At 69.0% G+C, this 20,542-nt stretch carries 23 protein-coding genes and 1 pseudogene; 11 read left to right on the forward strand and 13 right to left on the reverse strand.

Annotated elements, in window-relative coordinates; translation table 11 throughout:
• Positions 1 to 4: 4 nt before the first annotated feature.
• Positions 5 to 427 carry a nuclear transport factor 2 family protein gene (locus AC5Y5E_RS07945; RefSeq protein WP_499902428.1) on the reverse strand — a complete coding sequence of 141 codons (423 nt, stop codon included), beginning with the start codon at positions 425 to 427 and terminating at the stop codon, positions 5 to 7.
• Positions 424 to 576, reverse strand: a complete 153-nt coding sequence (locus AC5Y5E_RS07950; protein WP_499902429.1) for a hypothetical protein — start codon at positions 574 to 576, stop codon at positions 424 to 426. The genes AC5Y5E_RS07945 and AC5Y5E_RS07950 overlap by 4 nt, the downstream gene beginning before the upstream one ends.
• A 74-nt stretch (positions 577 to 650) precedes the next feature.
• On the opposite strand from AC5Y5E_RS07950, the gene AC5Y5E_RS07955 reads away from it, so the two are divergent.
• Positions 651 to 1,073 carry a RidA family protein gene (locus AC5Y5E_RS07955; protein ID WP_499902430.1) on the forward strand — a complete coding sequence of 141 codons (423 nt, stop codon included), beginning with the start codon at positions 651 to 653 and terminating at the stop codon, positions 1,071 to 1,073.
• On the opposite strand, the gene AC5Y5E_RS07960 is transcribed toward AC5Y5E_RS07955, so the two are convergent.
• Entirely contained in the window at positions 1,013 to 1,393 is a 381-nt protein-coding gene (locus tag AC5Y5E_RS07960; RefSeq protein ID WP_499902431.1) for a DUF952 domain-containing protein, read from the reverse strand. The genes AC5Y5E_RS07955 and AC5Y5E_RS07960 overlap by 61 nt on opposite strands.
• 108 nt (positions 1,394 to 1,501) lie before the next feature.
• Here AC5Y5E_RS07960 and AC5Y5E_RS07965 point away from each other — a divergent pair, with 108 nt between their 5' ends.
• Together AC5Y5E_RS07965 and AC5Y5E_RS07970 are read left to right on the forward strand one after the other, a co-directional pair.
• Positions 1,502 to 1,687, forward strand: coding sequence for a DUF7455 domain-containing protein (locus AC5Y5E_RS07965; RefSeq protein WP_067006660.1), 186 nt, complete (start codon positions 1,502 to 1,504; stop codon positions 1,685 to 1,687).
• 65 nt (positions 1,688 to 1,752) lie between these two features.
• Positions 1,753 to 2,739, forward strand: coding sequence for a YihY/virulence factor BrkB family protein (locus AC5Y5E_RS07970; protein ID WP_499902432.1), 987 nt, complete (start codon positions 1,753 to 1,755; stop codon positions 2,737 to 2,739).
• Here the strand turns inward: AC5Y5E_RS07970 and AC5Y5E_RS07975 are convergent, their stop codons facing one another.
• A complete protein-coding gene (locus tag AC5Y5E_RS07975) occupies positions 2,740 to 2,979 on the reverse strand; it encodes a DUF3039 domain-containing protein (protein WP_067156931.1) in 240 nt (79 codons plus the stop codon). It lies immediately after the preceding gene.
• Positions 2,980 to 3,024: 45 nt separating this feature from the next.
• Between AC5Y5E_RS07975 and AC5Y5E_RS07980 the strand changes: the two genes are divergently transcribed.
• The 3 genes and pseudogenes from AC5Y5E_RS07980 to AC5Y5E_RS07990 all read left to right on the forward strand — a co-directional run bounded on the left by AC5Y5E_RS07980 (position 3,025) and on the right by AC5Y5E_RS07990 (position 5,369).
• Positions 3,025 to 3,426, forward strand: a complete 402-nt coding sequence (locus tag AC5Y5E_RS07980; protein WP_499902433.1) for a DUF3099 domain-containing protein — start codon at positions 3,025 to 3,027, stop codon at positions 3,424 to 3,426.
• 146 nt (positions 3,427 to 3,572) lie between these two features.
• Positions 3,573 to 4,535 (forward strand): annotated as a pseudogene (locus AC5Y5E_RS07985) (sigma-70 family RNA polymerase sigma factor); the annotation flags it as partial.
• A 138-nt stretch (positions 4,536 to 4,673) separates the two neighbouring features.
• Positions 4,674 to 5,369 carry an iron-dependent transcriptional repressor DtxR gene (locus tag AC5Y5E_RS07990; RefSeq protein ID WP_499902434.1) on the forward strand — a complete coding sequence of 232 codons (696 nt, stop codon included), beginning with the start codon at positions 4,674 to 4,676 and terminating at the stop codon, positions 5,367 to 5,369.
• Between the two features lie 29 nt (positions 5,370 to 5,398).
• Here AC5Y5E_RS07990 and AC5Y5E_RS07995 read toward each other — a convergent pair whose 3' ends face one another.
• A complete protein-coding gene (locus AC5Y5E_RS07995) occupies positions 5,399 to 6,454 on the reverse strand; it encodes a DUF4192 domain-containing protein (RefSeq protein ID WP_499902435.1) in 1,056 nt (351 codons plus the stop codon).
• 114 nt (positions 6,455 to 6,568) lie between these two features.
• Here AC5Y5E_RS07995 and sthA point away from each other — a divergent pair, with 114 nt between their 5' ends.
• Positions 6,569 to 7,975: a Si-specific NAD(P)(+) transhydrogenase gene (gene sthA / locus AC5Y5E_RS08000; RefSeq protein WP_499902634.1), complete on the forward strand. Its 1,407-nt coding sequence runs from the start codon at positions 6,569 to 6,571 to the stop codon at positions 7,973 to 7,975.
• A 1-nt stretch (position 7,976) separates the two neighbouring features.
• Here the strand turns inward: sthA and AC5Y5E_RS08005 are convergent, their stop codons facing one another.
• Positions 7,977 to 8,804: a trypsin-like serine peptidase gene (locus AC5Y5E_RS08005; RefSeq protein WP_499902436.1), complete on the reverse strand. Its 828-nt coding sequence runs from the start codon at positions 8,802 to 8,804 to the stop codon at positions 7,977 to 7,979.
• A gap of 215 nt (positions 8,805 to 9,019) precedes the next feature.
• Between AC5Y5E_RS08005 and AC5Y5E_RS08010 the strand changes: the two genes are divergently transcribed.
• From AC5Y5E_RS08010 to AC5Y5E_RS08020, 3 genes are read left to right on the forward strand one after another with little or no spacing between them, the layout of a single operon-like run.
• On the forward strand, positions 9,020 to 9,991 hold the full coding sequence (locus AC5Y5E_RS08010) for a proteasome assembly chaperone family protein (protein WP_499902437.1): 972 nt from the start codon (positions 9,020 to 9,022) through the stop codon (positions 9,989 to 9,991).
• A 46-nt stretch (positions 9,992 to 10,037) separates the two neighbouring features.
• A complete protein-coding gene (locus AC5Y5E_RS08015; RefSeq protein WP_499902438.1) occupies positions 10,038 to 11,069 on the forward strand; it encodes an alpha/beta fold hydrolase in 1,032 nt (343 codons plus the stop codon).
• 33 nt (positions 11,070 to 11,102) lie between these two features.
• A complete protein-coding gene (locus AC5Y5E_RS08020; protein WP_499902439.1) occupies positions 11,103 to 11,798 on the forward strand; it encodes a PhzF family phenazine biosynthesis protein in 696 nt (231 codons plus the stop codon).
• 2 nt (positions 11,799 to 11,800) lie between these two features.
• Here AC5Y5E_RS08020 and AC5Y5E_RS08025 read toward each other — a convergent pair whose 3' ends face one another.
• The 3 genes from AC5Y5E_RS08025 to AC5Y5E_RS08035 form a co-directional block, all read right to left on the reverse strand.
• The gene (locus AC5Y5E_RS08025) at positions 11,801 to 12,286 is read right to left on the reverse strand and encodes a peroxynitrite isomerase (protein WP_499902440.1); all 486 of its coding nucleotides are present in this window, start codon (positions 12,284 to 12,286) and stop codon (positions 11,801 to 11,803) included.
• A 10-nt stretch (positions 12,287 to 12,296) separates the two neighbouring features.
• A complete protein-coding gene (gene nrdR / locus AC5Y5E_RS08030) occupies positions 12,297 to 12,776 on the reverse strand; it encodes a transcriptional regulator NrdR (protein ID WP_067156947.1) in 480 nt (159 codons plus the stop codon).
• A 66-nt stretch (positions 12,777 to 12,842) separates the two neighbouring features.
• Positions 12,843 to 13,337 carry a LysM peptidoglycan-binding domain-containing protein gene (locus AC5Y5E_RS08035; RefSeq protein WP_499902441.1) on the reverse strand — a complete coding sequence of 165 codons (495 nt, stop codon included), beginning with the start codon at positions 13,335 to 13,337 and terminating at the stop codon, positions 12,843 to 12,845.
• 303 nt (positions 13,338 to 13,640) lie between these two features.
• Here AC5Y5E_RS08035 and lexA point away from each other — a divergent pair, with 303 nt between their 5' ends.
• Positions 13,641 to 14,327: a transcriptional repressor LexA gene (gene lexA / locus AC5Y5E_RS08040; RefSeq protein ID WP_499902442.1), complete on the forward strand. Its 687-nt coding sequence runs from the start codon at positions 13,641 to 13,643 to the stop codon at positions 14,325 to 14,327.
• Between the two features lie 8 nt (positions 14,328 to 14,335).
• Here the strand turns inward: lexA and AC5Y5E_RS08045 are convergent, their stop codons facing one another.
• From AC5Y5E_RS08045 to dapF, 4 genes are all read right to left on the reverse strand, one after another.
• Complete coding sequence (locus tag AC5Y5E_RS08045; protein WP_499902443.1) at positions 14,336 to 16,549, reverse strand: LGFP repeat-containing protein; 2,214 nt, start codon at positions 16,547 to 16,549, stop codon at positions 14,336 to 14,338.
• A gap of 380 nt (positions 16,550 to 16,929) precedes the next feature.
• A complete protein-coding gene (locus tag AC5Y5E_RS08050; protein ID WP_499902444.1) occupies positions 16,930 to 18,090 on the reverse strand; it encodes an acyl-CoA dehydrogenase family protein in 1,161 nt (386 codons plus the stop codon).
• A gap of 100 nt (positions 18,091 to 18,190) precedes the next feature.
• Positions 18,191 to 19,618: a GTPase HflX gene (hflX, locus tag AC5Y5E_RS08055; RefSeq protein WP_499902445.1), complete on the reverse strand. Its 1,428-nt coding sequence runs from the start codon at positions 19,616 to 19,618 to the stop codon at positions 18,191 to 18,193.
• A gap of 46 nt (positions 19,619 to 19,664) precedes the next feature.
• On the reverse strand, positions 19,665 to 20,537 hold the full coding sequence (gene dapF, locus AC5Y5E_RS08060) for a diaminopimelate epimerase (RefSeq protein WP_499902446.1): 873 nt from the start codon (positions 20,535 to 20,537) through the stop codon (positions 19,665 to 19,667).
• Positions 20,538 to 20,542: the final 5 nt, after the last annotated feature.

Here is a 20,542-nt window from a genome sequence, read left to right on the forward strand (position 1 = left end):
CCGGTTAATCGCGGTTCGGACGGAGTCGCTCCAGCGCACCGCTGGGGTCGTAGTACAACTCCTGGCGGGCTATCCGGCCGTCGCGGTAGCGGTAGCGGACCGCGTACGTCGAGCGCAGCCGTTCGTCGCCCACGGTCCAGTCGAACCGCACCAACACAAACGCGGCGTCCGCGCCGGGCGTGATGGCGTAATCGATTGCCTCGTAATGGATTTCCGCGCAGTCGCGAATGGTGAGCCCGATGAACTCGAGCGTGCGCTCGACGCCGTCGATTCGTTCGGGCCAGTCGAAGAGGCGCACCGTCGGGCTCACGTACACCACGTCGGGCTGGTAGAGGTCCCGCGCCGACGACAGATCGTGGGCGGCGAACGCCCGCGCGAAGCGAGCCTCCTGCGCGACGAGCGCGTCCTCCGAGATGCCGGGCGTCATCTGATCACTCCTAACCCGTGCACGGTCGCGCCCGCGGAATTTCGCGCGGTGATCGAAAATGCTTGCGCCATGCGGATTCCGACGTTCGGCGTGCCGATGTTGACCCGGGTCACCGGGCCCTGTTGCTCATCCGCGACCGCTTTTCCCACACAGCACACCTACCACCGGCGGTTGCGCGCGTAAAGCCTTTGGTGGCCAAGCCAATCGCGCGTACCGTGACCGCATGCCAACCAACCGCACAATCGTGTCGTCCGGCTCCGAGTTCGAGTCGGCGGTCGGGTATTCGCGCGCGGTGCGCGTCGGGCCGCACGTGGCGGTGGCCGGAACGACCGGCACCGGACCGGCCGGTGACGTCGCCGCCCAGGCCCGAGACGCTCTGCGGCGCATCGAGATTGCGCTGGGGCAGGCGGGCGCCGCGCTCACCGACGTGGTGCGCACCCGCGTCTACCTGACCGACATTTCGCGCTGGCGTGAGGTCGCGTCGGTGCACGCACAGGTCTTCGGCGAGATCCGTCCGGTGGCGACCATGGTCGAGGTTTCGGCGCTGATCGCGCCCGAGCTGCTGGTGGAGATCGAGGCCGACGCCTACGTCGAACCGGCAGGCCGCGCGACCGGCGCGAAGGTGCCGTCGGGCCCGGGCGGATAGGCGGTGACCGCGATCACAGCCCCGACCGGCAGTGGCCCGTACAGATGCGGGAACAGCATGGACTCCGGATCCGTCGCCACCCCGGGCTCCCAGCGCACCGGCGAGCCCAGCCGGGCCGGGTCGATCTGCAGCAGGACCAGGTCGTCGCGGCCGCGGTAGAGCCGGTTGGCCGGCAGATGCACCTGCTCGGGCACCGACAGATGGACGAACACCGACCCGTCCGGGCCCGGCGCGTCGGGCGAAATCCCCCCTCGATCGCGGGCGCGGGACCACTCCTCGCGGCCGCACAGGTGCACCAGGACGCCGGCGGGGACGGTCACAGTCGGTCAGCTTAAAACCCGTGAGAAACGACACACCCGACAACGATCGGGGAACAAGGCGAAAACGCCACACGTCTGAGACAGTGAATGAACGAGAACGGAGAAGCCATGCACGCAACTCTGACCAGTCCCGAGCTCACCAGAGCGGACCGCTGCGACCGCTGCGGTGCCGCTGCTCGAGTCCGCGCCAAGCTGCCTTCCGGACTTGAGCTTCTCTTCTGCCAGCACCACGCGAACCAGCACCAGTCGAAGCTGACCGAGCAGGACGCCGTGCTGGAGGTCAGCGAAAGCTAGTCCAGCCGAACTCACCCCTGGGCAATGTGGGCTGCGCGGGCGGTCATCGGTAATGCTGGACCGGTATGAGCGTCCAAGCCGCACGGCCGTCCCGCCACCATGTCTGGCAAATCAGCCTTAGAGCCCTGGCCAAAAGCTGGGACGACTCCATTTTCTCCGAGTCGGCCCAGGCGGGATTCTGGTCGGCGCTTTCCACACCGCCCCTGCTGTTGGGAATGCTCGGCAGCCTGGCCTACGTCGCGCCGCTGTTCGGGAAGGACACGCTGTCCGCGATCGAGAAAAGCATTATCTCCACCGCGCACAGCTTCTTCTCGCCGAGCGTCGTCAACGAGATCATCGAGCCCACCATCCGCGACATCACCGCCAACGCGCGCGGCGAGGTGGTGTCGCTCGGTTTCTTGATCTCGCTGTGGGCCGGATCGTCGGCGATCTCGTCGTTCGTCGACGCCGTGGTGGAGGCCCACGACCAGACCCCGCTGCGACACCCGGTGCGGCAGCGTTTCTTCTCGCTGTTCCTCTACATGGTGATGCTGGTGTTCGCGGTCGTGGCCGCGCCGGTGATGGTGGTGGGACCGCGCAAGGTCAGCGAACACATCCCGGTCGGCCTGTCCAACGTCCTGCGCTACGGCTACTACCCGGCGCTGATCCTGGGCCTGATGATCGGGATCATGCTGCTGTACCGGGTGGCGCTGCCGGTGCCGCTGCCGAGTCATCGGCTGGTGCTGGGCGCCATCCTGGCCACGGCGGTGTTCCTGATCGCGACGCTGGGCCTGCGCTTTTACCTGAGGTGGATCACCAGCACCGGCTACACGTACGGCGCGCTGTCGACGCCGATCGCGTTTCTGCTGTTCGCGTTCTTCGGCGGTTTCGCGATCATGCTCGGGGCCGAGCTCAACGCCGCCATCCAGGAGGAGTTCCCCGCGCCGAGGACCCATGCCCATCGGCTGCGCAACTGGCTGCTGACCCGCCGGCCCGGACCGAAGCGGATTGCGGATTTGCCCGCGGCGCGGGTAACGCCGCCCGACGTGGCGACGGCCGAGCCGCCGGCCTGATCAGTCCTTCTTGAGGTGCTCGTAGATCCGCTTGCACTCCGGGCAGACCGGGGAGCCGGGCTTGGCCGCCCGCGTGACGGGAAACACCTCGCCGCACAGGGCCACCACGTGGTTGCCCATGACCGCGCTCTCGGCGATCTTGTCCTTCTTGACGTAGTGGAAGTACTTCGGGGTATCGCTGCCGGTCCCGTCGTCGACGCGTTCGTCGGTCTCGGTGCGTTCGATCGTCTGGGTCTGCATGCCTCACATTGTGCCCCCTGACTCGCCGGTACCGGAATCGGTTGGTTGTGGGACAGTGGACATATGAAGCGCGGCGAAGAGCCAGGGTTCGACGGCTTCGACGACACCAGCCGCCCCGTCTTGATCACCTCGGCCGCACCCTCGTACGAGGAGGAGCATCGCGCCCGGGTGCGGAAATACCTGACCCTGATGGCGTTTCGGATTCCGGCGCTCATCCTGGCCGCGGTCGCGTACGGTGCCTGGCACAACGGATTGATCTCGCTGCTCATCGTGGCGGCCTCGGTGCCGTTGCCGTGGATGGCGGTGCTGATCGCCAACGACCGGCCGCCGCGCCGCAAGGATGAGCCCAGGCGGTTCGAGCAGGAGCGGCGGCGCACTCCCCTGTTCCCGACGGCGGAGCACCCCGCGCTCGAGCCGCGGCGACCGCGCCGCGACGGTTCCGGCTAAGCGTCCGCGCGGCGCACTTCTCAGGACATTCTCAGGTCGTCGGCACATCTGTGCACGTCAAGGCGTGTGAGATCGCAACTTGGCGGGAACTCCCAGGGCGGATCCATCGTTGGACTTCTTGACAGTGCAAAGCCGAACGGGAGGTCGCTATGGCGAACGCCAGCACAAGCAGGATCGACGGCGATCTGGATGCTCAAAGCCCCGCAGCGGACCTGGTGCGCGTGTATCTCAATGGCATCGGTAAGACGGCGCTGCTGAACGCGGCGGGCGAGGTCGAGCTGGCCAAGCGAATCGAGGCCGGCCTGTACGCCGAGCATCTGCTGGAGACTCGTAAGCGCCTTGGCGAGAACCGCAAACGGGACCTGGAGGCCGTCGCGCGCGATGGCCAGGCGGCGCGCCGCCACCTGCTGGAAGCGAACCTGCGCCTGGTGGTTTCGCTGGCCAAGCGCTACACGGGTCGGGGGATGCCGCTGCTGGACCTCATCCAGGAGGGCAACCTGGGTCTGATCCGCGCAATGGAGAAGTTCGACTACACAAAGGGATTCAAGTTCTCCACCTACGCCACCTGGTGGATCCGCCAGGCCATCACCCGCGGCATGGCCGACCAGAGCCGCACCATCCGGCTGCCGGTCCACCTCGTCGAGCAGGTCAACAAGCTGGCGCGGATCAAGCGGGAGATGCACCAGAACCTGGGACGTGAGGCCACCGACGAGGAGCTCGCCGCCGAATCCGGCATCCCGGTCGAGAAGATCAACGACCTGCTCGAGCACAGCCGCGACCCGGTGAGCCTGGACATGCCCGTCGGCTCCGAGGAAGAGGCCCCGCTGGGCGACTTCATCGAGGACGCCGAGGCGATGTCCGCGGAGAACGCGGTGATCGCCGAGCTGCTGCACACCGACATCCGCAGTGTGCTGGCCACTCTCGACGAGCGCGAGCACCAGGTCATCCGGCTGCGCTTCGGCCTGGATGACGGCCAGCCGCGCACGCTGGATCAGATCGGCAAGCTGTTCGGGCTGTCCCGCGAGCGGGTCCGCCAGATCGAGCGTGACGTGATGTCCAAGCTGCGCAACGGCGAGCGCGCCGATCGGCTTCGGTCGTACGCCAGCTGATACCCCCAGAGCTAATAGCAAGTCGGTATGCCCGTCGCGGGAGCGGCGGGCATACTGCTTGCCGGGGACATCCGCAAGAGGCGTTGGACCCATTCGTGCAGCTGGCCAAGTAGACTCAGCGTCAATGGAGGGTGCTGGATGAACGAGCTGGTTGATACCACCGAGATGTACCTGCGGACCATCTACGACCTGGAGGAAGAGGGCGTGACGCCGCTGCGCGCCCGGATCGCCGAACGCCTCGAACAAAGCGGTCCGACCGTCAGCCAGACCGTGTCCCGCATGGAGCGCGACGGATTGCTCCACGTCGCCGGCGACCGCCACCTGGAACTCACCGACAAGGGCCGGGCGCTGGCCATCGCCGTGATGCGCAAGCACCGCCTCGCCGAACGATTGCTCGTCGACGTCATCGGCGTCCCCTGGGAAGAGGTGCACGCCGAGGCGTGCCGCTGGGAGCACGTGATGAGCGAGGAGGTCGAACGGCGGCTCGTGAAGGTGCTCAACAACCCGACCACCTCCCCGTTCGGCAACCCGATTCCGGGCCTGCTGGACCTGGGCGTGGGACCCGACTCCGGCGCCGACGGGGTCAGTCTCGTCCGGTTGACCGAGCTGCCCGCCGGATCGCCGGTGGCGGTGGTCGTCCGGCAACTCACCGAACACGTCCAGGGCGACATCGATCTGATCACCCGCCTCAAGGACGCCGGCGTGGTTCCCAACGCACGCGTCACCGTCGAGACCAGCCCGTCCGGCGGCGGGGTCACCATCCTCATCCCGGGCCACGAGAACGTCACCCTGCCGCACGAGATGGCGCACGCCGTCAAAGTCGAGAAGGTCTGAGCGCCTAGCCCGATGGTGGTGACCCGCCACTAGCCCGCCCGGCGCCCGAACGCCCGTCGCGGCGGCAGCCGCACGCCCAGCTGCTTGGCCAGCCGGTAGCCGGTGGCCGCCAGGTCCCGGATGTCGCTCGGCTTCATCCCGGACTGCAACGCCTGATCCAGCATGCCCGCCATCCGGTGGCCGGGGTCGCAACGCAGCGCGGCCTCCAGCGACACACCGGCGAGCGGGCCGTCGCCGCGGACGTACGCGCTGAACGCGAGCAGCACCAGCGCCTCGACGCGCCAGGGCGGCGGCAGGCAGCGGGCCAGCAGCGCCCACAGCGACTCGGCCTCGTCCGCCCGCTCGCCGACCGCCAGGGCATACAGCGTGTCGCGCACCTGCACATCGCTCAGCGCGCAGCCCAACGCCGCGAGCTGGGCGCGCGACGGCATCTCGCCGGCGGCGACGCGCCGCGCGACCGCCATGGCGCGGCGCACGTCACGGCGGGCACAGGCCACGGGATCGTCGCGCTGCGCCGCCTCCCGCTTGGCCGCCTGTCGCCGGACCGCGTCGGCCAACCCGGCGCTGCGCGCCGCGTCGGGCGCGATGACGGCCTGCAGGTCGGCGCGCCGGGCGTAGAGTCGCCGGCCGTCCAGCACCGCCGCCGCGGCCAACGGCGACGCGGAGGGGTCGTCGACCGGGCCGCCGGCGCCGCAGCCGTCCACGCATTGCCAGCGCCCGCCCCGGGCCACCCGATCCACCACGTGCGCGGCATACAGTTGAATCCCCCGCTGCGCCAACGCCTCTGCGAGCTCCCCGCACAACAGCCGGTATTCCTCGTTGCAGCTCGGACAATGCGCGCCGTCCGCGTCGACGATCACCGCGATCGCCGCCTCCGGCCGCGCCGCGCCGGCGACCTCGGCCAGGTGCCCGACGCGCTCGACGAGATGCTGAGAGAGATCGACCCGCATCACCGATCCCAGTTCGCCCTGTTCCAGGGACACCAGGACCAATGAATTCTCCGGAACGAAGCCGAGAACGGCCGGTAGCGCGGCGATCAGCGCTCCGGGGCGATTGAGCTTGAAATCAGGTTGATGCGTCGTCATGGGCACCAACGCTGACCGCCGGCACCGTCACAGCGTGCCCGCGCAACGGGATCGCGCCGCTCGTCTGTGGAGAAAGTCTGGACTGTGGGCCTTATCGTCTATGCCATGGGTTCGATGCAGGAGTACGACATCGTCGTCATCGGTTCGGGACCGGGCGGCCAGAAGGCCGCCATCGCCTCGGCCAAGCTAGGCAAATCGGTCGCCATCATCGAACGCGGCCGAATGCTTGGCGGTGTCTGCGTCAACACGGGCACGATCCCGTCAAAGACGTTGCGCGAGGCGGTGCTTTACCTCACCGGGATGAACCAGCGCGAGCTCTACGGGGCCAGCTACCGCGTCAAGGACCGGATCACCCCGGCCGACCTGCTGGCGCGCACGCAGCACGTGATCGGCAAGGAAGTCGACGTGGTGCGCAACCAGTTGATGCGCAACCGGATCGACCTGCTGGTCGGTCACGGCCGCTTCGTCGACCCGCACACCGTCGTCGTGGAGGACCCGGGCCGCCGCGAGATGACCACTGTCAGCGGCGAATACATCGTCATCGCCACCGGCACCCGGCCGGCGCGGCCGTCCGGCGTCGAGTTCGACGAGGACCGGGTGCTCGACTCCGACGGGATCCTCGATCTCAAGACGCTGCCGGGCTCGATGGTCGTCGTCGGCGCCGGCGTGATCGGCATCGAGTACGCGTCCATGTTCGCCGCCCTGGGCACCAAGGTCACGGTCGTCGAAAAGCGCGACGACATGCTGGACTTCTGCGACCCCGAGGTGGTCGAGGCGCTCAAATTCCACCTGCGCGACCTGGCGGTGACGTTCCGGTTCGGCGAGGAGGTCACCGCCGTCGACGTCGGGGCCGCGGGCACGGTCACCACGCTGGCCAGCGGCAAGCAGATTCCCGCCGAGACCGTCATGTACTCCGCCGGGCGCCAGGGCCAGACCGATCACCTGGACCTGCAAAACGCGGGCCTCGAGGTCGAGGGGCGGGGCCGGATCTGGGTCGACGACAAGTTCCGGACCAAGGTCGAGCACATCTACGCCGTGGGCGACGTCATCGGATTCCCCGCCCTGGCCGCGACCTCGATGGAACAGGGCCGGCTGGCCGCCTACCACGCGTTCGGGGAAGCCTGCGACGGCATCACCGACCTGCAGCCCATCGGCATCTACTCGATCCCCGAGATCTCCTACGTCGGGGCCACCGAGGTGGAGCTGACCAAGAACTCGATCCCCTACGAGGTGGGGGTGGCGCGGTACAAGGAGCTGGCCCGCGGCCAGATCGCCGGCGACTCGTACGGCATGCTCAAGCTGCTGGTGTCGACCGACGACCGCAAGCTGCTCGGGGTGCACATCTTCGGCACCAGCGCCACCGAGATGGTGCACATCGGGCAGGCCGTGATGGGCTGCGGCGGAACGGTCGACTACCTGGTCGACGCGGTGTTCAACTATCCGACGTTCTCGGAGGCCTACAAGGTGGCCGCGCTGGACGTGACCAACAAGATGCGCGCGCTGTCCCAGTTCCGCCGCTGATCTAACAGCTGTCGTCGAGGTCGCCCGGCACCCGGTCGCCGGGGCCGCCGGCCTCGGCGCGGGCCAGCAATTGCGCGGTTTGGGCGTCGAACGGCGCCGAGTACGACACGTTCGCCGCGCACCCGCCGCGCTCGAAACCGCCGATCAGGCCGGTGAGCGTGGTGCCGCTCACCCACGGCGCGCCGCTGGTGCCGTCCACCAGCCCCTCGCACGCCAGCGACGGAAAACCGGTGTCGTTGAGCGACGTGCTGGCCTGGCAGCCGATCGGCGAGCCGCCCACCCCGGCCGCGTACCCGAGCACGGTGACACGGCTACCGGGAGGCGGCGCGACGCCCAGCGTCAGCGCCAGCCCGACGTACGACTCGACCGAGGCGCCGGCGTTGTTGCTGACCCGCGCGATCGCGTAGTCCGCGTGCGGATCCTTGCCGGCGATCCAGCGCGGGTCGAGGTAGACGGCGTCGGCCTTCCACACATCGGTGGGAGCGGGCGCGCCGTCACCGGCGAGGCCGGGAACGAAGGTCATCTTGGCGGCACCGGCCAGGCAGTGCGCCGCGGTGATCATCAGATTGCCGGTGGCCGAATGGATGACGGAACCCGTGCAGACGTGCAGGGGGCCGTCGTTGATGAAGATCGCGCCGACCCGCCGGTCCGGGTCCACCGGACCCGCGACCGCCTTCTGCTGGGGCTGGCTGAGCCGCTGGACCAGCGGCCCGGTGGCCACGGGAACGGACACGACCGGGCGCGCCGCAGGCTCGGCCGGCCGGGTGCACGACGTCAACAACGTCAGCAGGCCGACCCCCGAGCACAGCAACAGCGTCCGTATGCGCATTTCGTGTCCATCATGCCTGACCACGGGGTGTCGAGCAGACCACATCCCTTCCCCGCGCGCCGCCGTGTTTGCCGGCCGACATGCGGATCCGGTTCGCGGGTTGGCGAGTTCCGGGGTGAAGACTGCAGGGTGTTAGCTGTTGCATTGTTGGTGCCCGCCGATTCGGGGGACACTGGTCAGGGCATGCTGGAAAAGCCCCCGAAAGGAGGAACCCGATGGCCCACGATCAAAACCACGGCGACAAGTACGACCAGCCTGGACAGTCCGGCATGTACGAGCTGGAATTCCCGGCGCCCCAGTTGTCGGCGGCCGACGGCCGTGGCCCGGTTTTGGTGCACGCCTTGGAGGGTTTCTCCGACGCCGGCCACGCGATACGGCTGGCCGCCACCCACCTGAAGGCCGCGCTGGACACCGAGCTGGTCGCGTCGTTCGCGATCGACGAATTGCTGGATTACCGCTCGCGGCGGCCGCTGATGACGTTCAAGACCGATCACTTCACCAACTACGACGACCCGGAGCTGAGCCTGTACGCCCTGCGCGACAGCGTCGGCACCCCGTTTCTGCTGCTGGCCGGCATGGAACCGGACCTGAAGTGGGAGCGTTTCATCACCGCGGTGCGCCTGCTGGCCGACCGGCTGGGCGTGCGGCGCACGATCGGCCTGGGCACCGTCCCGATGGCGGTCCCGCACACGCGGCCGATCACGATGACGGCGCATTCCAACGACAAGGAACTGATCGCCGATTTCCAGCCGTGGATCTCGGAGATCCAGGTCCCCGGCAGCGCGTCCAACCTGCTGGAATATCGGATGGCCCAACACGGGCACGAGGTCGTCGGCTTCACCGTGCACGTCCCGCACTACCTGACGCAGACCGACTATCCGGCCGCCGCGCAGGCGCTGCTCGAGCAGGTGGCCAAGAGCGGATCGCTGGAGCTTCCGCTGTCGGCGCTGACCGAGGCCGCGGCGGAGATTCGCGCCAAGATCGACGAGCAGGTGCAGGCGAGCGCGGAGGTGGCTCAAGTGGTGGCCGCGCTCGAGCGCCAGTACGATGCGTTCATCGACGCTCAGGAGAACAGATCGTTACTAACCCACGACGAGGATCTCCCCAGCGGCGACGAGCTTGGCGCAGAGTTCGAGCGATTCCTTGCCCAGCAGGCGGAGAAGAAGAACGACGACGACCAGGCGTGAGGTTTCGAAACGCCCATAGCCCGGGCCGACACCAAGGTTGGCGGAGATGACCGAGCGGAAGCGCAAGAGCAACCTTCGCCCAGTGCGTGAAGTCACCGCGCCCACGCTCGAGTTCCGCACCATCCACGGCTACCAGCGGGCCTACCGGATCGCCGGTTCCGGGCCGGCGATCTTGCTGCTCCACGGCATCGGCGACAACTCCACCACCTGGAACACGGTGCAGGCCAAGCTCGCACAGCGATTCACGGTCATCGCCCCCGACCTGCTGGGCCACGGCAAATCCGACAAACCGCGCGCCGACTACTCGGCGGCCGCCTACGCGAACGGGATGCGCGACCTGCTGTCCGTGCTCGACATCGAGCGGGTGACGATCATCGGCCATTCGCTGGGCGGCGGGGTGGCCATGCAATTCGCCTACCAGTTCCCGCATTTGGTCGACCGGCTGATCCTGGTCGCCGCGGGCGGCGTCACCAAGGATGTCAACGTCGTCTTCCGGCTGGCGTCGTTGCCGATGGGCAGCGAGGCGCTGGCGCTGTTGCGGTTGCCCCTGGTGCTACCGGCGGTTCAGCTGGCGGGGAAGCTGGCGGGGCTGGCGATCGGGTCGACCGCGCTGGGCCACGACCTGCCCAACGTGCTGCGCATCCTCGACGACCTGCCGGAGCCGACGGCCTCGGCGGCGTTCAGCCGCACCCTGCGGGCGGTGGTGGACTGGCGCGGGCAGATCGTGACGATGCTGGATCGATGTTATTTGACCGAGGCCATCCCCGTGCAGATCGTCTGGGGCACCAAGGATGTGGTGGTCCCAGTCCGGCACGCCTGGATGGCGCACGCGGCGATGCCCGGCTCCCGGCTCGAGATTTTCGAAGGCTCGGGCCACTTTCCGTTCCACGACGACCCGGCGCGCTTCATCGATGTCGTCGAGCGCTTCATCGACACCACCGAGCCCTCCCAATACGACCAGGGCGCCCTTCGCCAGTTGCTCCGCACCGGGGGCGGCGCGAACACGGTCACCGGCCCGGCCGACACCCGCGTCGCCGTCCTGAACGCCATGGGCTCCGACGAACGCAGCGCCACCTGATAATCCCTTTGACCCGGGCCGTACAGTCGGGACATGGGCATCGACGTGACGGTGTTGCGCGTCTTCACCGACTCGGACGGGAATTTCGGTAACCGGCTCGGTGTGGTCTTGGAACGCTCGGGCGCTCGGGTGGCACCGGCGGACCGGCAGCGGCTGGCGACCCAATTGGGCTACGCCGAAACGGTATTCATCGATCTCCCGGCCGCCGGCTCGGCCACCGCGCACATGCGGATCTTCACGCCGCGCGCCGAGCTGCCGTTCGCCGGGCACCCGACCGTCGGCGCGGCGTGGTGGCTACACGACAACGGTTGGCCGATCAAGACGCTGCAGGTGCCGGCGGGGCTCGTGCAGGTGAGCTACCGGGACGACGTGATCGGCGTCAGCGCCCGCTCGGAATGGGCGCCGGAAGTGGCGATCCACGAATTCGATTCGGCCGACGACGTTCTCGCCGCCGACCCCGCGGATTTTCCGGACGACGCCGCGCACTACCTGTGGGCGTGGGTCGATCAAGCCGCCGGGGCTTTGCGCACGCGCGGGTTCTTCGCGAACCTCGGCGTGCCGGAGGACGAGGCGACCGGCTCGGCGGCGATGCGGCTCACCGACTACCTCAGCCGCGACCTGCGCATCACCCAGGGCAAGGGCTCGGTCATCGAAACCGCGTGGAACGCGGAGGGCTGGGTCGGGGTGGCCGGGCGCGTCGTCAACGACGGCGTCCGACAGGTCGATTGAGTTCAGGGCTGGCGGTGCAGCACGGCCACCAGGTGGTCCTGCAGGGGTTGTCCCACGCCACCCATGCGCAGCGTGTAGGACAGCTCGTCGCCGTCGATGCGCAGCGAACGGCCAAGGGCGGTCACTTCTTTGGCGCTCGGGGCCAGCCCGATCGCGGTGCTGGACAGCTCCACGTCGATGCGGCCGCCGGTCAGCGTGTACGTGCCGGTCTCGATCTCGGTGATGCCGTTCGGGTGGGCGACGATCAGCTCGACGGCGCCCGGGCGGGGCACGCGGAAATATCCCGTTTCGCCGTGCAAGGGCCTGCCGTCGGCCACCGCCTTGGTCTTTTGCGAGTAGGTCAGGAACGGCTTGCCGACGTGGGCGAACACGACTTCCTCGACATACTCGAACGGCTGGATGGTCGGGTAGAAGCCTGAGCCGCGGCCGGCCCAGGTCCCCAGCAGCGGTGCCAGCGCCTCCAGATCGGGATGCAAGTCAGGCGGCATGACCGCTAGCCTAGCGAGTGGCCGGCTCCGGATCCGTCGGCGCGTTGCGGTGCGCGCGCAGCGCCTCGATCTCGCGCTCGAAGTCCTCGGCGGACGAAAACGACCGGTACACCGAGGCGAACCGCAGGTAAGCCACCTCGTCGAGGTCGCGCAGCGGGCCGAGGATGGCCAGGCCGACCTCGTGGCTGGGCACCTCCGGCGACCCGGCGGCGCGCACCGTGTCTTCGACTTGCTGGGCAAGCAGATTCAGCGCGTCGTCGTCGACCTGGCGGCCCTGGCAGGCCCGCCGAACGCCGCTGACCACCTTCTCCCTACTGAAGGGCTCAGTGACGCCGCTGCGTTTGACCACGGCCAACACCGCCGTCTCGACGGTGGTGAAGCGCCGCCCGCACTCGGGGCACGACCGGCGGCGCCGGATCGCCTGGCCCTCATCGGTTTCCCGCGAGTCGATCACCCGGGAATCCGGATGGCGGCAGAACGGACAGTGCATGACCGCTCCTTCGCCGTGCTCACCTGCGGGCCCGCAGAACACTCCGAGCGTACCCGCTTCGCGGGCTCAGCCGACCGGTGCGATCAGCGTCTGGCCCGCGGCCAGCGCGGGCGAGTTCAGGTCGTTGAGCTCGCGGATGCGATCGGCGACCTGGCGGGCCGGCGCGTCGGGCGCCACCCGGTGAGCGACGTCCTGCAGCGACTCGCCGGGCTCAACCCGCACGACGGCCAACCGATCGGGCACCGCGGCGGCCGATCCCGGCGAGTCGCCGTTGACCGCCTGCCCGAAGTTGGCGACCAGGCCCAGCCACAGCGTGATGACCCCGGCGACCAGCGCCAGCCCCAGCGTCGTCGCCAACGTGACGGGACGCCGGCGGTGCGGGGCGACCGACATCGCGACGCCGGTGCCGTGGTAGCGCAGCGGCGCGCCCGCCGGCCTCGCCGGGCCGGGGCGGCGGGAACGGGTCAGGCCGTCCCGGCCGGGACGAAGCGCCGGCACCGGTCCGTTGACCGGGCGCCGAACGCTGCTGGTACGCGGCGAGACGGTGTAGGTGATTGTCATCTTGCGTTCCTCCGGTCAGGTTGTTCTCGCTCGTGTGTTCGACTATATCGCTCGTGTGTTCGATATCCGAACATTTGAGCGAAGCGTGTCGAGCAAGCAAAACGCTAGACCGCACCACCGACAAATTCGGATGCGCGACCTCTGACATGCAGCACAGGTACCCATTCCTCGCGAAAGTTACACGCATGTGATTCAGCAGCTATAGGGTCTTGACGCCCCTGCCCTAAGGGTCTTTCGACCCCCGGCGACACGCCAGTCGAACACATGTTTGATTCTTGGCCGCCCTCCCGCTACATTCGGTGCATGAGCGACAGCAACGACACTCCCTCGATCGGCTCATCCGTTGATTCATCGCTGACCGAACGGCAGCGCACCATCCTGAACGTCATCCGCGAGTCGGTCACCAGCCGCGGCTACCCGCCGAGCATCAGGGAAATCGGCGACGCCGTCGGCCTGACGTCGACGTCGTCGGTGGCCCACCAGCTGCGCACCCTGGAGCGCAAGGGCTACCTGCGCCGCGACCCGAACCGGCCGCGGGCCGTGGACGTGCGCGGCAGCGAGGAGACCACCGAGGCGGCGCCCGTCACCGACGTCGCCGGTTCGGACGCGTTGCCCGAACCCAGTTACGTCCCGGTGCTTGGGCGCATCGCGGCCGGTGGGCCGATCCTCGCCGAGGAGGCCGTCGAGGACGTCTTCCCGCTGCCCCGTGAGCTGGTCGGCGAGGGCACGCTGTTCCTGCTCAAGGTGGTGGGCGACTCGATGGTCGAGGCCGCGATCTGCGACGGCGACTGGGTGGTGGTGCGCCAGCAGCACGTCGCCGACAACGGTGACATCGTCGCCGCCATGATCGACGGCGAGGCCACCGTGAAGACGTTCAAGCGCGCGGGCGGTCAGGTGTGGCTGATGCCGCACAACCCGGCGTTCGATCCGATACCGGGCAACGACGCGACCGTGCTCGGCAAGGTCGTCACGGTGATCCGCAAGGTCTAGCGACCTGCTCAGTCGGCCTTGATGAAGCCGTTGGTCTGCGCGACTTCCTCACTGGCCAACCAGATTTCGGCCAGCGTGTCGTGGTAGAGCGCGCTGCCCGGGGTGTAATACAGCCCGGAACGGGCGCTGGCCTTGATCGGGTAACCGTCCGGCGCCTGGTAAGGATCGTCCAGCGGCAGGTGGATCGTCGGGCGGCCGCCGACGACGGGCGCGGCTGGCGCCCCTACGGCCGCGTCGGGGGCCGATTCCGGCGGCTCCTCCTCGTCCGTCTCCGCGTGGTGGCGCCCGGCTCGGGCGCCCGCGCCGGCGGCTAGCGCCTCCGCGGCCGCCGCGGCGTCGGCGGCGTCGACATCCTCGGGTTCGGCCTCCAGGTAGTCGGTGTCCGGTTCCCCGGCGACCGGCACGTCGCCGATGTACGCGGCCTCCGGAGGGGTGCGCGGAACCGCGACGTCCGGATAGCCGGGGTCGGCGTACTCGTCCTCCTCGTAGCCGGTCACGTATTCGGTGCCCGGGTAGTCGGCATCCTCACCGGCGACTTCGGGGTAACCGGCCTCCGCCTCGGGGACGTCGTCGTAGCCGGCCTCCGCCAGCCCGGCTCCCGAGACGAGCGGGATGGAATCGGTGTCCACCGCGTCGGGGTCCTCGTCCTCCTCGAAGGCCCCGGCGTCAGCCAGGCGCGTCCAGCTGACTCGCGGCGCCGGCCCGGCGTCGTCCGGCGGCTCATGCTCGGGTGACTCCGCGCCGAGCGGGGCGTAGTCGGGGGAAAGCTCGGCGTCGTCGTGGCCCCAGTGCCCGTCGGCGGGGGCCTCGTAGCCGGCGGCGACCAAGTCGCGCTCGGACTCGTAGGTTGCGGTGTCGCCGGCGCGGCGCCGACGCCGACGCCGGCGCCAGGCGAAGGCCAGCAGCACCGCCAGCAGGATCAGCACCAGCACCGGGATCGCGGCGAGCAGCCACCACCACTGCCAGGTGAACTTCTTGGCGTGCGAGGGCATCGCCACGGTGCTCGGCTGGTTCTGCCCGGACACCTGCAGGCCGGACAGCAAGGGGGCCAGGTTCGACGGGTCGGTGGCGAAGGAGTTCTTCGCCCGGTTCCAGGAGATCTTGCCGCCGGTGAACTGCTGCGAAATCACGTCGCCGTCCACCGCCTGGTCGCCGACCGGGGCGCCCAGCTTGCCGCTGGGCCCGCGCAGCTTGTCCCACGCGGCCTTCATCGCGCCGCGCACGACGAACGCGCCGTGATCGGAGGTCCAGAAGATCACCGGCCGATCGGCGGCGGCGAACGTGGCGATCCGGCTGGACGGCCCGATGCCGCCGTCGGCCTCGTTGGCGGTGGGGAAACCGAGGTCGCTGCCGGCCGGGCCGCCCAGCGACTCGTACTTGGCGAGGATGTCGGTCTCGAGTGCGTTCGCGCCGGTGGCCGGGTTGAAGAACACCTTGCCGCCGGCGAAGTTCTGGGCGACCCCGTCACCGCCGATCGGATACGACCCGCCCTGCTTGGCGCCCAGCGGGCCACCGGCCCCGCCGGCCGCGCGCCAGGCCATGTTGATGGCCGCGTTGGGATCGATGGCCACCTGCAGGCCCTTGAGCTGGTCGGCCAGCGCCGCCGGGTTGGTGGTGAACTCCTTGGACTTCCGGTTCCAGGAGATCTCGCCGCCGCTGAACTTCTGGGAGGTGACCTCACCGGCGTAGCTTTCGTCGCCGACCGGCGCCCCGAGCACGCCGCCGGAGCTGCCGAGCTTGTCCCAGGCGGCGTTCAGCGCGCCGCGCACCACGAACGCGCCGTGGTCGGACGTCCAGAAGATCACCGGCTTGTCGCTGGCGGAGAAGGTGGCCACGCGGCTGTCCGGTCCGGCCAGGCCGGGCACCTCGTTGATAGTGGGGAATCCCAGATCGCTGCCGGCGGGGCCGCCGAGCGACTCGTATTTGTCCAGGATGGGCCCGTAAACGAACTTGGCGCCGGTGTCGGTGGTGTAGAACATCTTGCCGCCGTCGAAGTCCAGCGCGAATCCGTCGCCGGCGGGGTACACGTCGCCCTTGCGGGGGCCGAGCGGTGAGGTGTCGCCGCCGGCCTTCTCCCAGGCGGCCATCATGGCGGCCTCCGCGTCGCCGATAGGAGACGCCGAAGCGGCGGGGGCCAGCAGTGCGGCCGCCGTCACCATGGTCGCCACGCCGACCAGCGCGCGCCCGATCAGCTTGCGCATTCGACCTCTCTGCCCGTTCACCAAGCCTCCCAGGCCCGTATACCTGGCCCTGCCGCACCTGCGGACCCGTGACGCACCGCGTTTTCGCCGGGCTCGCATAACTTTGCCCTTGCCGGGGAGAAATGCGAAGTCAAATTACAAAAATTGCGAAAACGGAGACCGCGCCGATGTCGAAATGATGCGAGACCATGCCCGTACCGCGACCGACCACGGCTTCCGGCGCCGGGATCGCCCGCGTGGCGATGTGTGACTACGCACTCGGTATACGAGAAACACATGTGCCGACGGTACGTGAGGCCATTAGCTGGTGGTCAATCTACCCGGCCAATAGACCAATTGAGCCATTCGTCGGGGCCAACCCGGTGCCCGCGCCTGTAGTCCTTGCGCGGCAACCGGATTGCTCAGACGCCGAGGCTGCGGCCGATGATCTCCTTCATGATCTCGGTCGTGCCGCCGTAGATCGTCTGCACCCGCGCGTCGAGATAGGCTCGGGCGACGGGATATTCGCGCATGTAGCCGTAGCCGCCGTGCAGCTGCAGGCAGCGGTCTATCAGGTGCACCTGCTTCTCGGTGGAATACCACTTGGCCATCGCGGCCTGCTCGGCCGTCAGCTTCCCGTCCAGGTGCAGGCGGACGAATTCGTCGACCATGATGCGCACCACGGTGGCCTCGGTGGCCAGCTCGGCGAGCAGGAACCGGCTGTTCTGGAAACTGCCGATGGGCTTGCCAAAGGCCTTGCGCTCCTTGGTGTATTGCAGCGTCTGCTCCAGCACGCCTTCCATCGCCGCCGCGGCCATGACCGCGATGTTGATCCGTTCCTGCGGCAGGTTCTGCATGAGGTAGATGAACCCCATGCCCTCCTCGCCGAGCAGGTTCTCGGCCGGCACCTTGACGTCGCTGAACGACAGCTCGGCGGTGTCCTGCGCGTCCAGGCCGATCTTGTCCAGGTGGCGGCCCCGTTCGAAGCCCTCCATGCCGCGCTCGACGGCCAGCAGGCTGAAACCTTGCGCGCCCTTCTCGGGATCGGTCTGGGCGACCACGATCACCAGGTCGGAGTTGATCCCGTTGGTAATGAACGTCTTTGACCCGTTCAGCACGTAGTGATCGCCCTGCTTGACCGCGCGGGTCTTGATGCCCTGCAGGTCGCTGCCCGTTCCCGGCTCGGTCATCGCGATCGCCGTGATCATCTCCCCGGTGCAGAACTTGGGCAGCCAGCGCTGCTTCTGCTCTTCGTTGGCCAGCTTCAGCAGGTACGGCGCGATGATGTCGTTGTGTAGCCCGAAGCCGATCCCGCTGTAGCGCCCGAGGGTGGTCTCCTCGGTGATGATCGTGTTGTAGCGGAAGTCGGGGTTGCCGCCGCCGCCGTATTCCTCGGGCACGGCCATCCCCAGGAAGCCCTGCTTGCCGGCCTCGAGCCACACGCCGCGGTCGACGATCTTCGCCTTCTCCCATTCGTCGTGGTAGGGCGCCACGTGGCGATCGAGGAACGCGCGATAGGACTCTCGGAACAAATCGTGCTCGGGCTCGAAAAGAGTGCGCTCGTACTTGATGGCACCGCTCATGGATGACCTCCGCTGACCTCCGATGGGACTCTGCCGCCCAAGATATACCAACCAGCCGGTTGGTCGGCGCCGGGTGCGGTCTCGGCGCGCAGGTGGCGGGCTAGTCGGCGGAGAACTCGCGCAGGCTGGCGGCCAGCGCGACGGGAACGCGGGCGCGGATGCGGGTGCCGTCGGCGTTGTGCTCCTCCTGCTGGACGCGCCCGCCGGCGTGCAGCCGGGCGACCAGGTCGCCGCGGTCGTACGGGATCACGACGTCGACGGCGGTGTCGGTGGGGGCCGCCAGTTCGGTCATCCGCCGCCGCAGGTCATCGATGCCCTCGCCGGTGTGCGCGGACACGAACACCGCCCCGGGCAGCGCGTGCCGGAGCTTGGCCAGCGTCAGGTCGCTCGCGGCGTCCACCTTGTTGACCACCAGCAGCTCGGGCGGCGTGTCGCCATGATGGTCGGCGACGACTTCCGAGATCACCTGGCGGACCGCGTTGATCTGGGCGATCGGGTTGACGTCGGACCCGTCCACCACATGCACCAGCAGGTCGGCGTCGACGACCTCCTCCAGGGTGGAGCGGAACGCCTCGACCAGCTGGGTGGGCAGGTGCCGAACGAAGCCGACGGTGTCCGTGAGCACCGCGGGCCGGCCGTCCGCCAGTTCGGCGCGCCGGGTGGTGGGTTCGAGGGTGGCGAACAGCGCGTCCTGCACCAGCACCCCGGCCCCGGTCAGCGCGTTGAGCAGGCTGGATTTGCCGGCGTTGGTGTATCCGACGATGGCGATCGACGGGACGTCGCTCGCCAGCCGGCGGCTGCGCTGGGTGTCGCGGGCCTGCTTCATGTCCTTGATCTCGCGGCGCAGCTTGCTCATCCGTTCGCGGATGCGGCGGCGGTCGGTCTCGATCTTGGTCTCACCGGGACCGCGCAGCCCCACGCCGCCGCCGCTGCCGCCGGCGCGGCCGCCGGCCTGCCGTGACATCGACTCACCCCAGCCGCGCAGCCGGGGCAGCATGTACTCCATCTGGGCCAGCGACACCTGGGCTTTGCCCTCCCGGCTGGTGGCGTGCTGGGCGAAGATGTCCAGGATCAGCGCGGTGCGATCGATGACCTTGACCTTGACGGCCTTTTCCAGCGCCGTCAGCTGCGCCGGAGACAGCTCGCCGTCGCAGATGACGGTGTCGGCGCCGGTCGCCAGGACCACCTCGCGCAGCTCGGCGGCCTTGCCGGACCCGATGTAGGTCGACGGGTCGGGCCGGTCGCGGCGCTGAATCAGGCCCTCGAGCACCTGCGAGCCGGCGGTCTCGGCCAGCGCCGCCAGCTCGGCCATGCTGGCCTGGTTGTCGGCGGCGCTGCCCTCGGTCCACACGCCGACCAACACGACGCGCTCGAGGCGCAACTGGCGGTACTCGACCTCGGAGACGTCGGCGAGTTCGGTGGACAGCCCGGCGACCCGGCGCAGCGCCGATCGGTCTTCGAGGGCGAGTTCGCCCGCACTGGGCTCGAGATCCGGCTGATCGTGAAAGGGAGTTTCTGGATTCGTCATAGGCAATTAGCAATAGTGCCCGCTAAATCGGTGCGGCGCACCTGGTTTAACGCGCCTGGGCGCGCCACCATTCCTCGCTGATCTCGCCGCGGGCCACCAGCACCGACGGGCCGCGCAAGTAGCTGGTGGCGTCGGTGACGGTGACGACGACGTCGCCGCCGGGCACCCGCACGGTGAGCGTCCCGGTGTCGTCGCCGCAGTCGGCCAGCGCGGCGACGGCGGCCGCGACCGTGCCGGTGCCGCACGAGCGGGTCTCGCCCACCCCGCGCTCGTGGACGCGCATCTGGACGAGTCCCCCGACGGGCGCGGTGAGGACCTCGACGTTGACCCCGTCGGGGAACTGGGCGCGGTCGAACTGCACCGGCGCGCCGACGTCGAGCGCGGCCAGCGCGTCGGCGTCGAGCTGCGGGTCGACGCAGGCCAGGTGCGGGTTGCCGACGTCGACCGCCAGGCCCGAGAACCGCCGGCCGCCGATGACGGCCTCGCCGGCACCGAGCCGGTTGGCCTTGCCCATGTCGACGGTCACATCGGCGTTCGTGTCGCCCGCGTGATGCAGGGTGACCGGGCGCGCGCCGGCCAGCGACCCGACGACGAACTCGTCGCGGGATTCCAGGCCGGCGGCCCGCAGGTAGTGCGCGAACACCCGTACCCCGTTGCCGCACATCTGCGCGGTCGATCCGTCGGCGTTGCGGTAGTCCATGTACCAGTCGCCGGCGGCGACGCCGTCGGGCAGGCGCTCGAGCACGTCGGCCGCCAGCGCGGCGCCCGCGGTGGTGATGCGCAGCACCCCGTCGGCGCCCAGCCCGCGGCGCCGGTCGCAGAGCGCGGCCACCCGGGCGGCGGACAGCGTCAGCCCGGCATCGAGGTCGGGCAGCAGCAGGAAGTCGTTCTGCGTGCCGTGGCCCTTGGCGAAGTACACGAAGA

Source organism: Mycobacterium sp. NGS54 (genome assembly GCF_059812465.1).